Raw genomic sequence first — 13,853 nt, 5'->3', positions numbered from 1 at the left:
GGGTTGCTTTGCGACAATGGCCCCCATGAAAGCACTGCGCATCCATGCGGGCCCGCGCGCCCGCCAGCACATCGCCGAAAACGGGCTGCAGCCCTCTGACGTGGGCGTGATCCCGGCGGCAGCCGGGGGCCCCAAGGGGCTCATCCTGGGCCCTCTGGACCGGTTCATCTTTGGCCAGTGGCTGCCGCAATCGGCCCAGCACGTACATCTGGTGGGTGCTTCCATCGGAGCCTGGCGCATGGCAACGGCGTGCCTGGATACCGCGGTGGCCGCGTTCGAGCGGCTGGAGCACGACTACATCCACCAAGAATACGACATCCCGCCGGGCCAGAAGCGGCCTTCTGCGGCGCATGTGAGCGAGCGGTTTGGCCACAACCTGCAGGCTTTCTACGGAGGCCGCGTGGGGGAGGTGCTGTCCCACCCGCGCTTTCGGCTGCACATCGTCACATCGCGCGGGCGGCACATGCTGCGGCGCGAGCACGGGCTGGCCACGCCACTGGGTTACCTGGGTGCGTTTGTGGCCAACACCGTGCACCGCAAAGCCATGGGGGCCTGGCTGGAGCGCGTGGTGTTCTCATCGCCCAGCTTGCCTGGCGAGGCCGCTGGCTGCGCACCCCTGCCGTTTGCCACCACCGACTACCGCACCCGGCAGGTGGGCCTGGATGCCGAAAACTTCATGCCGGCCCTGCAGGCCAGCTGTTCCATTCCGTTTGTGTTGCAGGCGGTGCACGATATTCCCGGTGCACCGCGCGGCGCGTACTGGGATGGGGGCATTACCGACTACCACATGCACCTCGCATACCGCACTGCCAGCGACATGCAAAATGCTATTGAAATAATAGCTAAGGGGGCAATAAATACGAAGGCTATAGGCCGATTTGACCTGAAAACAGGCGCTCAGACGCCCTTGCCGGCCCCGGGCGGACTGGTGCTGTACCCGCACTTCCAGCACCGCGTGGTGCCGGGCTGGCTCGACAAGGGCCTGAAGTGGCGCCACAAGGCCACGCCTGCACTCGACAGCATGGTGGTGCTGTCGCCCAACCCCGAGTGGGTGCGCAGCCTGCCCAATGCCAAGCTGCCCGACCGCAACGACTTCACGCACTACGGCACCGACAGCGCGGCGCGTGCCAGGGCGTGGCTGACAGCGACCCGCGCGAGCCAGCAGTTGGTGGATGAGTGGGCGCAGTGGCTGGAACAGCCCGACCCAAACGCAGTGCACGTGCTCTAGCGGGGCCATGCGGGGCGGGGTGGGGCAGGGCGCAGGTAGCCTGCGCCCGCCATGCAGGCGCAGCGAACAGGTCAGGCTGCCGAGGTGGGGCGGCGCGGGGCGCCGGAAGGCACAAGGGCCGCGGAAGGCACGGGGGCGGCGCTGGCAGCCAGGCCTGCAGCGTGCGCATGGGCCCAGCCCAGCACGTCCGAGGCGGGCATGGGCCGGGCAATGCCGAAGCCCTGGGCGCGCTCGCACCCCAGCTCCAGCAACCGCGCGGCCTGCTCGGGTGTTTCCACGCCCTCGGCCAGCACGTGGCGCCTGAACGCCGTGGCCAAGCCCACGATGGCGCTGATCAGCGTCGCGTCGTCTCCGCCTTGCAGCAGGCCGCGTACGAATGACTGGTCGATCTTGATGGTCTCGGCAGGCAGGCGCTTGAGGTAAGACAGCGACGAGAAGCCGGTGCCAAAGTCATCGAGCGCAAAGCGTACGCCCAGTTCCTGGCAGTCGTGCATCACGCCGCGCATTTCCTCGATGTCGTCGAGCGCAGCCGACTCGAGGATTTCAAGCTCCAGCCGCCGCGGATCGATCTCGGGGCAGGCGAGCAGCAGTTCTTTCAGACGCTCCACAAACCGCGGTCTGTGGAAATGGGCGGCAGCCACGTTGACGCTGACCTCCCACTGCGCACCCGCCCGCGTCCACGCACGCATCTGCATCAGCGCTTCGCGCAGCACCCACTCGCCCAGCTCGGCTTCCAGGTCGGTGTTTTCAATCAGCGGCAGCACATGCTGGGGGCCCAGCAGGCCCTGCTCGGGGTGTTGCCACCGCAGCAGGGCTTCGACCCCGATCATCGCGCCGGTGCGAAGGTTGATCTTGGGCTGGTAGTGCAACACAAGCTCCTCACGCAGCAGGGCCTGGGCAATGCGCGTCTGCCGCGTGTGGTGCGTCTGCACCGCATGGTCGCGCTGCACATCGAAAAAGTGCACCTGGTTTCGCCCCAGGCTCTTGGCCTGGCACATCGCCTGATCGGCATGGCGCAGCAGGGTGTCGGGGTTGGCGTCGTCGTGCGGGAACACGGCTGCGCCGATGCTCACGGTGGTGCGCAGGGTGCGGTCATCAATGGCATAGGGCGTAGCTAGTTGTGCCAGCAGGGCTGCAAGGCGCGCCTCGATGGAGGCCAGATCAGGCTGGTCGCCCAGCAGCAGCACGAATTCGTCGCCGCCCATGCGGGCCACCGTTTCCGACGGCCCCGCTGCAAACGCCGAGAGACGCTTGGCGGTTTCCTTGAGCAGGCGGTCACCCAGGCGGTTGCCGTGCGCGTCGTTGACGGACTGGAAATGGTCCAGGTCCAGCATGCAGACTGCCAGAAGCGACTGGCGATTGCGGGCCACAAAAATGGCGTGCGTGAGGCGCTCGGCCATGGCCGACCGGTTGTACACCCCGGTCAGCGGATCGTGCCGCGCATGCCAGGAGATCTGGTGGCGCAGGTTGCGTGTTTCCGTCACGTCGCGGAACACCAGCACGCAGCCTGCCGCGCTGCCGTCGGCCTCGCGGATGGCCGAGGCCGTGTATTCGATGGCATAGCGCTCGCCCGAGCGGTGCAGCAGCACGTCGGGCGCCGGCAGCTGCAGCGCGCCGCTGATGGTGTCGCGTTCACCGCCCGGGCCCACATTGCGGCTCACGGGCTCGTCGCTCAGGCGGAAGACGTCGTCAATGTGCTGGCCCAGCGCCTGCTCGCTGGTGAAGCCGGTCATCAGCTGCGCGGTTTCGTTGATCGAATCAACATGGCCCGAGGCATCGGTGGTGATGACGCCGTCGCCGATCGAAGCGAGCGTGATCTCTGCGCGGTCCTTTTCGGCGCGCAGGGCGTGCTGGGCATGGTTGCGTTCGGTCACGTCCACCAGGGTGCCGATGGTGCCTGCCACGACGCCGCTGGTGCTCGTAAACGATGCCTGGTAGTACGCCATGTCCTTGTCGGTGCCATCGGCCATGTGCACGCGGATCTCGTTGGCCTGCGCGCCCGCCAGTTGCGCCGACAGCGGCAGCGTGCGCAGCGTTCCGGGGCGCCGGGCTCCCGCCTGCAGGCCCGTGCTGCCGGGTGATGCGGCATCGGCAGACGCTGACGATTCCACCAGGCGCTGCCACTCGCGGTTGACCTCCACCGGGTTGCCGCTGGCATCACGCACCAGCACCGGCAGCGGTAGCGCATCGATCAGCTGGCGCTTGAAATGCAGTTGCTCGCTTTGCTGGCGCTGCGTGTCGTGCAGCGACAGCACCAGTGACTGCACCTTGCCGGCCATGTCATTGAACGCCTCGGCCATGGCCCGCGATTCCAGGGTGCCCGTGACCTCCATGCGCGTACCCAGGTGCCCGTTGCGGAACGCCCCGGTCGCGTCTGCCAGGCGCCGCAGCGTACGCATGTTGGCGCGCAACAGCAGCGTGAGCAGGAACAGGATGGTGAAGATGTTCAGCGCAGAGATGCGCATCTGCACTTCCACGGCCTTCCAGACCTTGCCCACCAGCGGTTCGGATTGCAGGGTGATGGTCAGCCGCCCGGTGCGCCCGTTACCCAGGGCCCGGCCAAACTGCTTGACCGGCGGCGTGATGGTGATCCAGCCCAGAAACCACGCGGGCGCGGACACCACTGCGGGTGGCTGTTTCAGCTCAACCGATGGGGCGGCGCCGACCTGCCAGCGCAGGCTTGTCCAGGCCTCGCCCAGGCCGGCAGCCCCATGTTCCAGCACCTCGGCAGCTGCGTTGACATCGCCTTCGGGCACGGCGGCCAGCAGGGGCAGCAGCGTGTCGCCCACCCGTCGCATTTCAGCCTCGGCCAGCCGCGTGATCTCTGCGGTTTCAGAGCCGATGAGGAAGTGGTAGCGCACCCCGCTGGCGAGCAGAATCATCAGCAGCACGGGTACGTACAGCCGCGGGTAGGTACCTTGCAAAAGCCATTTGCCGAGATTACCGCTGCGCATGTGTTTTGCTCCCAGCACCAAGTAATGAACTGTAATTAATGCGATGAGTCTACCGCGCACGACTGCGCGCGGGGCGCTCGCAACGGAGGTCGATCTTGCCGCGCAAGGCCGTCACCGTCCGGCGGCTTTACGGGCCAACCAGGAGCGTTACCTATGGCCGATAGCGACGAAAGCGTACTGCAGGCCAGAAACCGCGGGGACTTTCAAGGGCGATGCGGTGCCCGTTTCGGGACAGGCGGGCTTACGGGCTGTTGAAAAGGCCGCTTTGCTGCGCCGCGCGCACCGGTGGTGTCGCCGCCGCGGGGTGCGGTGCTGGCGAAGCACATGTGGACGCCCGGCGCAGCTGGCCCTGGAGCCTCCTGCCACGCGGACAGGCAGGTTCAGCCAGCGCGGAGCAGGGGAAGGTCAGGCAAGCGATGCTTGCACGCACGCAGCCACCCGCCCCATCCTTTCACAGCGACTGCGCCAGCATCTCGCGGTACTCGTCGGCCGTGGCTACGCGCGGGTTGGTCTTGTGGCAATGGTCGGCCATGGCGCCCTTGATGATGTCGTCGAACATGTCGGCCGTGACACCCATGGCGGCCAGGCCCGAGGGCAGGCCCAGGCGGGCGCTCATGTCGCGGATGGCATCGGGAATGTCGGTGGCAGACGCCAGGCCCATGGCGTGCGCCATGCGTTCCAGGCGCTTGTCCTTTTGCACCGACTCCGCCGTGGCGTTGAAGCGCACCACGGCCGGCAGGAACATGGCGTTGAGCGTGCCGTGGTGCAGGCGTGGGTTGACGCCACCTAGGCTGTGGCTGAGCGAATGCACCGCACCCAGGCCCTTCTGGAACGCCATGGCACCCTGCATGCTGGCACTCATCATGTGCAGGCGGGCGTCGCGGTCGCTGCCGTCGCGCGTGGCGCGTTCGATGTGCGCCCAGCCGCGGGTCAGGCCGTCCAGCGCAATGCCGTCGGCCGGCGGGTTGAACGCGGCAGACATGAAGGTTTCCATGCAGTGCGCAATCGCGTCCATGCCCGTGGCGGCCGTCAGCATGGGCGGCAGACCCAGGGTGAGTTCCGGGTCGCAAATCGCGGCCTTGGGCACCAGGTGCCACGAGTGAAAGCCCAGCTTGCGGTGGTCGTCCACGATGATGATGGCGCCGCGCGCCACTTCGCTGCCGGTGCCGCTGGTGGTGGGCACGGCAATCAGCGGCGCCGCGCGCTCGGTGATGCGGGGCGAGCCGCCTTCGATGGTGGCGTAGTGCGTAAGCGGCCCCTCGTGCGTGGCTGCAATCGCAATGCCCTTGGCGCAGTCGATGGCCGAGCCGCCACCCACCGCAATCAGCCCGTCGCAGCCCTGGGCCTTGTACACGGCCACCGCAGCGCGCACGGCAGCCTCCGTGGGGTTCGACGGTGTTTCGTCGAATACGGCCACGGGCAGCCCCGCCAGCGCATCCAGCGCCTTTTGCAGCACGCCAGCCGCGCGCACCCCGGCGTCGGTCACGACCAGAGGCCGGGTGATGCCGACGCGTTCGCACTCCTGCTTCAGCAGCGCAACAGCGCCAAATTCAAACTGGATCTGGGTGACGTAGTAGATGAAGGCCATGGTGTTGCGAAAGGTTCTTATGATTCCTGCCGCGAACTCTACCCCCCGCGCACGCGCATGACCACCCTGCCAACCCGGCCACCGCGCCCATAGCGCGCTGCGCCGTCACGTCTGCGACAGCGCAGGACGTGGGGCCGCCACGCGATGCCGGAAGATCATGTGCACGCGCTGCACGGCCAAGCCGCGCCCATGGAACAGCCCTCCGACCCATGAACCCTTTGAATCTGCACCGTTCCCGGCTCACGCCGCAAATGCACAGCGTGCTCGACCGCATGGCGCGCGCCGGGCACCCGCCGCTGCACACCCGCTCGCCGGCCGATGCCCGCGTGGCCTACGAGGCAGGCTCGGGCGTGCTGGAGGTGCCCAAGGCAGCGCTCGCCCGCGCGGAAGACTTCACCATCCCCGCCCGCGACGGCTACGCATTGCCCGCGCGGCTGTATGCGCCATCGGCCGATGCAGGCCTGCCTGTGCTGCTGTACCTGCATGGTGGTGGCTTCACCATCGGCTCCATCGCCACACACGACATCCTGTGTCGCGAGCTTTCAAGGCTGGCGGGGTGCATGGTGGTTTCGCTTGATTACCGGCTGGCGCCCGAGCACCGGTTTCCCACCGCCAGCGACGATGCCTGGGATGCGCTGGCCTGGCTGGCTGCGAATGCTGAACAGATCGGCGCAGACCCCGCGCGCCTGGCCGTGGGTGGCGACAGCGCAGGCGGCACGCTGGCCGCCGTCAACGCCATCCTGGCGCGCGATGCAGGCCTGCCGCTGGCGTTGCAGCTGCTGATCTACCCCGGCTGCGCGGCGCACCAGGACACGCCTTCGCACGCGCTCTACGCGCAGGGCCTGGTGCTGGAGGAGCCCGCCATCAGCTGGTTCTTTGGCCACTATGTGCAGACCCGTGCCGAGCGCGAGGACTGGCGCTTTGCGCCCCTGCTGGCCCCCGATGTGGACGGCGTGGCGCCTGCATGGATTGGCCTGGCCGAGTGCGACCCGCTGGTGGACGAAGGCGTGGACTACGCCGACAAGCTGAGGCTGGCGGGCGTGGCCGTCGACCTGGAGATCTACCGCGGCGTGACGCACGAATTCATCAAGATGGGCCGGGCCATCCCCGAAGCGCGCCAGGCCCATGCCGACGCGGCCCGCGCGCTGCGCAATGCTTTCCAACTGGAGTGACCTCGACATGCAACGTTCCGACTTCCGCTGCTTTCACCGCCTGCGCGTGCGCTGGGCCGAGGTGGACATGCAAAAGATCGTGTTCAACGGCCACTACCTGATGTACATCGACACCGCCATGTCGGACTACTGGCGCGCACTGGCGCTGCCGTACGAAGCCAGCATGCACGCGCTGGGCGGCGAGATGTACGTGAAGAAGACCACGGTGGAGTACCACGCCTCGGCCCGGCTCGATGACACGCTGGACGTGGGCCTGCGCTGCGCCCGTGTGGGGAACTCGTCGTGCCTGTTTGAGGCGGGCATCTTCACGGGTGACCGCTTGCTGGTGACGGGCGAGCTGGTCTACGTGTTTGCCGACCCGGCCACGCAGACTTCACGCCCCGTGCCACCTGCGCTGCGCGCCATTTTTGACAGCTTTGAGGCTGGCGCCGAGATGGCCGAGGTGCGCACCGGCGACTGGAATGCGCTGGGGCGCGATGCCGGCAGGCTGCGCACCGCCGTGTTCGTGCAGGAGCAGGGCATCCCTGCCGAGATCGAGGCCGATGCGCTGGACGCTACAGCGCGCCATGCCGTGGTCTACAACCGCCTGGGCATGCCCGTGGCCACGGGTCGCCTGCTGCAGGCCGCCCCCGGCGTGGGGCGCATCGGGCGCATGGCGGTGGACCGGTCTGTGCGCGGCTCGCAATGGGGCCGCCGGCTGCTCGATGCACTGGTGGACGCCGCCCGTGTCCGGGGCGACCGCGAGGTGCAGCTGCACGCCCAGCGCAGCGCCGAGGGCTTCTACCGCCGGGCCGGGTTTGTCGTGACGGGTGAGCCGTGGAAGGAGGCGGGTATCGACCACATCGCGATGCACCGGCCGCTACAGGGCTGAAAGTTGCCGTGACGGGCTGTGCGGCCGTGCACCCAGGCCTGTATGCCGCCCTGAGTGCCTCTTTCGAGGTGTTTTGAAGCGCTTTAGGCTTAGGGCCCTTTATTTGATTGCCCTGGTTGCTACTATAAATGTAGCAAATGCTTGCCGGGCGGACACGGTGGCCTGGTCTGGCGACCTGCAGAGCGCGCGCACGGGCCGCGTCAGATGTCGTCGAGCAGCGGGTAGGGCAGGGGCAGCAGCGTCAGGGGCACACCGTCGGGTGCACCTACCTGCAACGGCCCTTCAGCGGCGCTGATCTGCATCGATACGATCAGGTCTGCGCCGCCGTCGGGCGCGACGGCCACCTGTACCACGGTGCCACAAGGCTGTTCGAGGTCACTGGCAGAAAACACCTCGGCCGCCACACTGACCCCTTGCACGGACGCATGGGCAACGTACGCCCGGCGCTTGAGCGTGCCGCGGAACTGGCTGCGCGCCACGACCTCCTGGCCAGGGTAGCAACCCTTCTTGAAGTTCACGCCACCCACCGATTCGTAGTTCAGCATCTGCGGCACAAACGCTTCAAACATCGGGGTGGTCAGCGTGGCGATGCCGCTGCGCACCTCGCTCCACAGCCACACGGCTGGGTCGAGCGCGGGGCCTGCCGGAGCGGTGGAGCCCGCGGGCCCTACCCACAGCGCCCGGGGCTGGCCGTCGGCCGGGTACAGGCGGACCACGCTGGCAGTGCCTTCGTCGGCCTTGGACCATGGAGCGGTGGAGAGATCAGGAATGCCAGCGGCATCGCCCGCCAGGCCATACAGCGCGCACTCGGCCGTAGCATCGGTCAGCCTGACCTTGGAGCGCAGCACAAACATCGACAGCCGCTTGAGCGTGGCGGGCAGCACGTCGGCGCTGCAGACCAGCAGCACCTCGGTGGCGCTGCGCTTGAAGCCGATGAAGGTCGCCTGCATCCGCCCCTTGGCCGACAGAAACGCGGCCAGGCGGGCTTCGTTCATGCCCAGCAGGGCGAAGTCGTGCGTGAGCTGGCCATGGAGAAACTTGGCGGCGTCTTCGCCTTCAGCGCGAATGACACCAAGGTGGGACAAAGGGGCAACGCCATTCAGGGAGTAAGTCATCGCTGAATTATGATGCCCGCTCCCTTTCAAGGGCCTGCCTTGCGGGCCCACACACATACAGGCAGCAGGGTTGTGCGACGTTTACTGGCTTTGATGGCTTTGGTCCTGATCGGGACGGGCGGCGCTGCGTTCTGGTGGCTGCACCAGCCCATTGTGGGCGGCGACACCCCGCTGGAGCTGGCCATCGAGCCCGGCACCACGCCCCGCGGTGTGGCCCGCGATGCGGTGGCCGCCGGAGCCCGTGCCGATGCACGTCTGCTTTATGCCTGGTTCCGCTTTTCGGGCCAGGACCGCGCCATCAAGGCCGGCAATTACGAGCTACCCCCCGGCACCACGCCGCGAGACCTGCTGCAAAAGTTGGTGCGCGGCGAAGAATCCCTGCGCGCCCTGACCCTGGTGGAGGGCTGGAACTGGCGCCAGGTGCGCCAGGCCTTGGCCAAGGAGGACCAGCTCAAGCCCGACTCTGCCGGCCTGACCGACGAGGCACTGATGGCCCAGCTGGGCCGCCCGGGCGTTCGTCCCGAAGGGCGGTTTTTCCCGGACACCTACACCTACGCCAAGGGCTCCAGCGACATTGCCGTGCTGCGGCGGGCCTTGCACGCCATGGACCGCAAGCTGGAGGCGGTGTGGGCCCAGCGCGCGGCCGACACGCCGCTCAAGTCGGCCGACGAGGCGCTCATCCTGGCGAGCATTGTCGAAAAGGAAACGGGCCGCGCCAGCGACCGCGCCACCATTGCCGGGGTGTTCACCAACCGGCTGCGCATCGGCATGATGCTGCAGACCGACCCCACCGTGATCTATGGCCTGGGCGAACGGTTTGACGGCAATCTGCGCCGCCGCGACCTGCTGGCCGACACCCCCTGGAACACCTACACGCGCAACGGCCTGCCGCCCACGCCGATTGCCATGCCGGGCAAGGCATCGCTGCTGGCGGCGGTGCAACCGGCGCAGACGCGGGCCCTGTACTTTGTGGCCAAGGGCGACGGTGCCAGCCATTTCAGCGAATCGCTGGAGGAGCACAACCGCGCGGTCAACCGCTACCAGCGCGGCCAGCAGTAAGCTTGGCGGAGGCGCGCCGGGCATTGCCCGCGTCCCGCCCCGAGCATCACGCAACACCTGAGGTTTCCATGTCCCGACCCGGTCTTTTCATCACGTTCGAGGGTATCGACGGCGCCGGCAAGTCCTCGCACATCGAAGGGCTGGCCGAGGCGTTTCGCACGCAGAGCAGGGCAGTTACCGTGAGCCGCGAGCCCGGCGGCACGCCGCTGGCCGAAAAGCTGCGTGAGCTGGTGCTGAACGACGCCATGGATGCGCTGACCGAGTCGCTGCTGATATTCGCGGCGCGGCGCGACCACCTGCGCAACGTGATCGAACCTGCCCTGGCGCGCGGCGACGTGGTGCTGTGCGATCGCTTCACCGATGCCACCTTTGCCTACCAGGGGGCAGGCCGCGGCTTTGATCTGGAAGTGCTATCAAATCTGGAGCGCATGGCGCAGACCGGGCTTGCGCCAGATGCCAGTCTGATGCGTGAACCCGACCTGACGGTATGGTTTGACCTGGCCCCCGATGTGGCGGCGCAGCGGCTGTCCGCGGCCCGCGTGCCCGACCGGTTCGAGTCGCAGCCCGCAGAGTTCTTTGCCCGGGTGGCGCGCGGCTATGCCGACCGCGCCGCGGCTGCACCCCAGCGGTTCGCCCGCATCGACGCCGCGCAAGAGCGCCACAAGGTGTGGCAGCAGCTGACCAGCGTGTTCGTGCGCCGCGGCTGGCTGGCCATCATGGTGGCCACGCAAGGAGGCCCGCGATGAGCAGCGGCGCGGCAGCGGCACAGCTTGCGCCCTGGATTGCGGCACAGCGCACCCGCCTGCTGGCGCAGCGCGGCCATGCGTGGCTGCTGCAGGGCCCATCCGGCCTGGGCCAGTACGCCCTCGGGCTCGAAATGGTGCGCGCATGGCTGTGTGATGCGCCTACCGCTGATGGCGCCTGCGGGCGGTGCGCTAGCTGCCACGCCATTGAGGTGCGCACGCATGCCGACCTGTGCGTGCTGATGCCCGAGGTACAGATGATGGCGCTGGGCTGGCCCTTGTCAGAAAAGGCCCAGGCCGACATTGACGACAAGAAACGCAAGCCCAGCCGCGAGATCCGTGTGGAGGCCATGCGCGATGCGGTGGAGTTTTCGCAGCGAACGTCGGCCCGTGGCCGCGGCAAGGCGGTGCTGGTGTACCCGGCCGAGCAGATGAACCACATCACCGCCAATGCGCTGCTCAAAACGCTGGAGGAACCGCCGGGCGATGTGCGCTTCGTGCTGGCCAGCGAAGCCGCGCACCAGTTGTTGCCGACCATCCGCAGCCGCTGCCTGGGCCACACCATGGTCTGGCCGGCGCCAGACGAGATGCTGGCCTGGATGCAGTCGCAAGGCGTTGCGGCCGATGCAGCCGCGGCTTTCCTGCGCGCTGCCGGTGGCCGGCCCGACGATGCCCTGGCGCTGGCACGCTCAGGCCGCAGCCCGGCCGCCTGGGCCGCGCTGCCGCAGGCCGTGGCCAAGGGCGATGTGACCGCCTTCGGAGACTGGGCGCCCCACCAGGCCATCGACGCCTTGCAAAAGCTCTGCCACGACCTGATGGCGGCCAGTGTGGGGGCGCCGGTGCGCTACTTTGCCCCGGCCGACCTGCCCAAGGCGTTACCCTCCATCGGTGCGCTGTCACGCTGGTCGCGCGCGCTGTCGCGTGAGGCCCGCACGGCCGAGCATCCCTTCAACGCCGGCCTCATGCTGGAGGCGCTTGTCGCCCAGGCGCGAAACACCCTACACTCGCGCAACTGAGCCGCAACCCACTGATCCATGAGCAGTCCATCCACCGCACCCCGTCCCAGCGTCATGCAGCTGGCGATCAAGGAGAAGGCGGCCCTCTACGCGGCCTACATCCCCTTTTTCGCCGAAGGCGGGATCTTTGTGCCCACCCAGCGCGACTACAAGCTGGGTGATGACGTCTATGTACTGCTGACCCTGCCCGACGATACCCAGCGCTACCCCGTGGCCGGCCGCGTGGCGTGGGTCACCCCGGCGCGTGCCGCGGGCAACCGCACACAGGGCGTGGGCATCCAGTTCCCCAAAGACGACAAGTCGCGCCAGCTCAAGGCCAAGATCGAAGAGCTGCTGGGTACGGCGCTCGGTTCCGACCGGCCAACGCAAACCATCTGAACCGGGCCCGTCCCGCAGGCCGACCCGCGTTGCGAGTCGGCTTTTTTGTTGGGCCACCGATGGCGTTGCGGTTGGGAACGATCAGTGCCGCCACGCGTCCTAAGCTGCGCTAACGGCTGACAAGCACCGTGGCGCACCGCCCGCGCTGCCATGCGCTGGCTCCGTTATATTGAAACGACATGTTCACCGACTCCCACTGCCATCTGAACTTTTCCGAGCTCTCGAGCAACCTGCCTGCCATCCGCGAAGCGATGGCGCAGGCGCAGGTGGAGCGTGCGCTGTGCATCTGCACCACCATGGAAGAGTTTGGCGACGTGCACCGCCTTTCCACCACGCACGATAACTTCTGGAGCACCGTGGGCGTACACCCTGACAACGAAGGCGTGACCGAGCCCAGCGTGCAGGATCTGCTGGAGCGCGCCGCCTTGCCCCGCGTGGTCGCCATTGGGGAGACGGGGCTCGACTACTACGGCATGGAAGACCGCAAGGGCGGGCGGTCGATTGCCGATCTGGAGTGGCAGCGGGACCGGTTTCGCACGCACATTCGTGCGGCACGCGCTTGCGGCAAGCCTCTGGTCATTCACACACGCAGTGCGTCTGACGACACCCTGGCTATCCTGCGCGAGGAGGGCGAGGACGGCCCGGGCAATCTGGCGGGTGGCGTGTTCCACTGTTTCACCGAGTCCATGGACGTGGCACGCGCTGCGCTGGATCTGGGCTACTTCATTTCGTTCTCGGGGATCATCACCTTCAAGAGCGCCAAGGAACTGCGCGATGTGGTGGCCTTCGTGCCGCTGGACCGCATGCTGATCGAGACCGACAGCCCCTACCTGGCGCCCGTGCCTTACCGCGGCAAGGTCAACAATCCTTCGTATGTGCCCTACGTGGCGCAGCAGATATCCGAAACCAGAGGCATTCCGGTCGCCACGGTGGCAGAGGCAACGAGTCGCAACTTCGAGATTCTTTTCAAGGATGTCACGCAATGACGAACCTCATCAGCCGCCGCGGCCTGTGCATGGTTGCCGTGCTGGGTGCCGTGGCACCTGCCGCATGGGCGGGCGCGTACGAAGACTTTTTCAGCGCGGTGCAACGGGACGACGCCGGCGTGATTGCCGACCTCCTTCGCCGTGGTTTTGACCCCAACACCCTCGACCCGAAGGGACAGCCTGCCCTCATTCTCGCGTTGCAAAACGGCTCTGAAAAGGCGTTCAACGCCTTGTTGGCATCAAAGCAGACCAAGGCCGAACTGCGTAATTCAAAGGACGAAAGTCCGCTGATGCTGGCCGCCATCAAAGGCAACGTGCAGGCGGTCAAGACACTGATCGCGCGCGATGCGGATGTGAACAAGCCTGGATGGGCACCGCTGCATTACGCGGCGTCGGCGGGCAGCCCCCGGCACACAGAAATCATTGCGCTACTGCTGGAGCACCATGCGTTCATCGACGCCACTTCACCCAACGGCACCACGCCGCTCATGATGGCGTCGCACTACGGCTCGGCAGATGCCGTGCAGCTTTTGCTGAACGAAGGAGCGGACCCGACCATGCGCAACCAGCTGGGCCTCACGGCGGCAGACTTCGCGCTGCGTGCAGGACGCACGGAGTCTGCCGAGAAAATCGCTGCTGCCATTCGCAAGCGCCAGCCCAACCGCGGCAAGTGGTGATGGCGCGCGCCGGGTGCGGCCTGCCGCCTTGGCGCGGTTCCCCATACCAGTCAAGCGGTGTAAGCC

12 protein-coding genes are annotated in these 13,853 nt (G+C 67.3%); 9 read left to right on the top strand and 3 right to left on the bottom strand.

Annotated elements, in window-relative coordinates:
• The first annotated feature begins 25 nt into the window (after nucleotides 1-25).
• Nucleotides 26-1,228, top strand: coding sequence for a phospholipase (locus tag ACTPOI_RS21255; RefSeq protein ID WP_440112462.1), 1,203 nt, complete (start codon nucleotides 26-28; stop codon nucleotides 1,226-1,228).
• A 71-nt stretch (nucleotides 1,229-1,299) separates the two neighbouring features.
• On the opposite strand, the gene ACTPOI_RS21250 is transcribed toward ACTPOI_RS21255, so the two are convergent.
• Complete coding sequence (locus ACTPOI_RS21250; protein WP_440112460.1) at nucleotides 1,300-4,182, bottom strand: bifunctional diguanylate cyclase/phosphodiesterase; 2,883 nt, start codon at nucleotides 4,180-4,182, stop codon at nucleotides 1,300-1,302.
• Nucleotides 4,183-4,633: 451 nt separating this feature from the next.
• Nucleotides 4,634-5,770 (bottom strand): iron-containing alcohol dehydrogenase, encoded by a 1,137-nt coding sequence (locus ACTPOI_RS21245; RefSeq protein WP_440112458.1) that lies wholly within the window; start codon nucleotides 5,768-5,770, stop codon nucleotides 4,634-4,636.
• Between the two features lie 209 nt (nucleotides 5,771-5,979).
• On the opposite strand from ACTPOI_RS21245, the gene ACTPOI_RS21240 reads away from it, so the two are divergent.
• Both ACTPOI_RS21240 and ACTPOI_RS21235 read left to right on the top strand, forming a co-directional pair.
• Nucleotides 5,980-6,942, top strand: coding sequence for an alpha/beta hydrolase (locus tag ACTPOI_RS21240; RefSeq protein WP_440112456.1), 963 nt, complete (start codon nucleotides 5,980-5,982; stop codon nucleotides 6,940-6,942).
• A gap of 7 nt (nucleotides 6,943-6,949) precedes the next feature.
• Entirely contained in the window at nucleotides 6,950-7,813 is an 864-nt protein-coding gene (locus ACTPOI_RS21235) for a YbgC/FadM family acyl-CoA thioesterase (protein ID WP_440112454.1), read from the top strand.
• 200 nt (nucleotides 7,814-8,013) lie between these two features.
• Here the strand turns inward: ACTPOI_RS21235 and ygfZ are convergent, their stop codons facing one another.
• Nucleotides 8,014-8,928 carry a CAF17-like 4Fe-4S cluster assembly/insertion protein YgfZ gene (gene ygfZ, locus ACTPOI_RS21230; protein ID WP_440112452.1) on the bottom strand — a complete coding sequence of 305 codons (915 nt, stop codon included), beginning with the start codon at nucleotides 8,926-8,928 and terminating at the stop codon, nucleotides 8,014-8,016.
• 93 nt (nucleotides 8,929-9,021) lie between these two features.
• Here ygfZ and mltG point away from each other — a divergent pair, with 93 nt between their 5' ends.
• From mltG to ACTPOI_RS21200, 6 genes are all read left to right on the top strand, one after another.
• A complete protein-coding gene (mltG, locus tag ACTPOI_RS21225) occupies nucleotides 9,022-9,987 on the top strand; it encodes an endolytic transglycosylase MltG (protein WP_440112450.1) in 966 nt (321 codons plus the stop codon).
• Between the two features lie 68 nt (nucleotides 9,988-10,055).
• Nucleotides 10,056-10,733: a dTMP kinase gene (gene tmk, locus ACTPOI_RS21220; RefSeq protein WP_440112448.1), complete on the top strand. Its 678-nt coding sequence runs from the start codon at nucleotides 10,056-10,058 to the stop codon at nucleotides 10,731-10,733.
• Nucleotides 10,730-11,746: a DNA polymerase III subunit delta' gene (locus ACTPOI_RS21215; protein ID WP_440112447.1), complete on the top strand. Its 1,017-nt coding sequence runs from the start codon at nucleotides 10,730-10,732 to the stop codon at nucleotides 11,744-11,746. The genes tmk and ACTPOI_RS21215 overlap by 4 nt, the downstream gene beginning before the upstream one ends.
• Nucleotides 11,747-11,764: 18 nt before the next feature.
• On the top strand, nucleotides 11,765-12,124 hold the full coding sequence (locus ACTPOI_RS21210) for a PilZ domain-containing protein (RefSeq protein WP_069105651.1): 360 nt from the start codon (nucleotides 11,765-11,767) through the stop codon (nucleotides 12,122-12,124).
• 179 nt (nucleotides 12,125-12,303) lie between these two features.
• Complete coding sequence (locus ACTPOI_RS21205; protein WP_440112444.1) at nucleotides 12,304-13,110, top strand: TatD family hydrolase; 807 nt, start codon at nucleotides 12,304-12,306, stop codon at nucleotides 13,108-13,110.
• The gene (locus ACTPOI_RS21200) at nucleotides 13,107-13,787 is read left to right on the top strand and encodes an ankyrin repeat domain-containing protein (protein WP_440112442.1); all 681 of its coding nucleotides are present in this window, start codon (nucleotides 13,107-13,109) and stop codon (nucleotides 13,785-13,787) included. The genes ACTPOI_RS21205 and ACTPOI_RS21200 overlap by 4 nt, the downstream gene beginning before the upstream one ends.
• Nucleotides 13,788-13,853: the final 66 nt, after the last annotated feature.

It is taken from the genome of Acidovorax sp. BL-A-41-H1 (genome assembly GCF_051942715.1).
This window is presented reverse-complemented; position numbering and strand designations above follow the sequence as displayed.

What these genes read in the sequence shown, in the direction of transcription:
- ACTPOI_RS21255 (WP_440112462.1), top strand. Translation starts at nt 26, where the DNA reads ATGAAAGCACTGCGCATCCATGCGGGCCCGCGCGCCCGCCAGCACATC.
- ACTPOI_RS21250 (WP_440112460.1), bottom strand. Translation starts at nt 4,182, where the DNA reads ATGCGCAGCGGTAATCTCGGCAAATGGCTTTTGCAAGGTACCTACCCG.
- ACTPOI_RS21245 (WP_440112458.1), bottom strand. Translation starts at nt 5,770, where the DNA reads ATGGCCTTCATCTACTACGTCACCCAGATCCAGTTTGAATTTGGCGCT.
- ACTPOI_RS21240 (WP_440112456.1), top strand. Translation starts at nt 5,980, where the DNA reads ATGAACCCTTTGAATCTGCACCGTTCCCGGCTCACGCCGCAAATGCAC.
- ACTPOI_RS21235 (WP_440112454.1), top strand. Translation starts at nt 6,950, where the DNA reads ATGCAACGTTCCGACTTCCGCTGCTTTCACCGCCTGCGCGTGCGCTGG.
- ygfZ (WP_440112452.1), bottom strand. Translation starts at nt 8,928, where the DNA reads ATGACTTACTCCCTGAATGGCGTTGCCCCTTTGTCCCACCTTGGTGTC.
- mltG (WP_440112450.1), top strand. Translation starts at nt 9,022, where the DNA reads ATGGCTTTGGTCCTGATCGGGACGGGCGGCGCTGCGTTCTGGTGGCTG.
- tmk (WP_440112448.1), top strand. Translation starts at nt 10,056, where the DNA reads ATGTCCCGACCCGGTCTTTTCATCACGTTCGAGGGTATCGACGGCGCC.
- ACTPOI_RS21215 (WP_440112447.1), top strand. Translation starts at nt 10,730, where the DNA reads ATGAGCAGCGGCGCGGCAGCGGCACAGCTTGCGCCCTGGATTGCGGCA.
- ACTPOI_RS21210 (WP_069105651.1), top strand. Translation starts at nt 11,765, where the DNA reads ATGAGCAGTCCATCCACCGCACCCCGTCCCAGCGTCATGCAGCTGGCG.
- ACTPOI_RS21205 (WP_440112444.1), top strand. Translation starts at nt 12,304, where the DNA reads ATGTTCACCGACTCCCACTGCCATCTGAACTTTTCCGAGCTCTCGAGC.
- ACTPOI_RS21200 (WP_440112442.1), top strand. Translation starts at nt 13,107, where the DNA reads ATGACGAACCTCATCAGCCGCCGCGGCCTGTGCATGGTTGCCGTGCTG.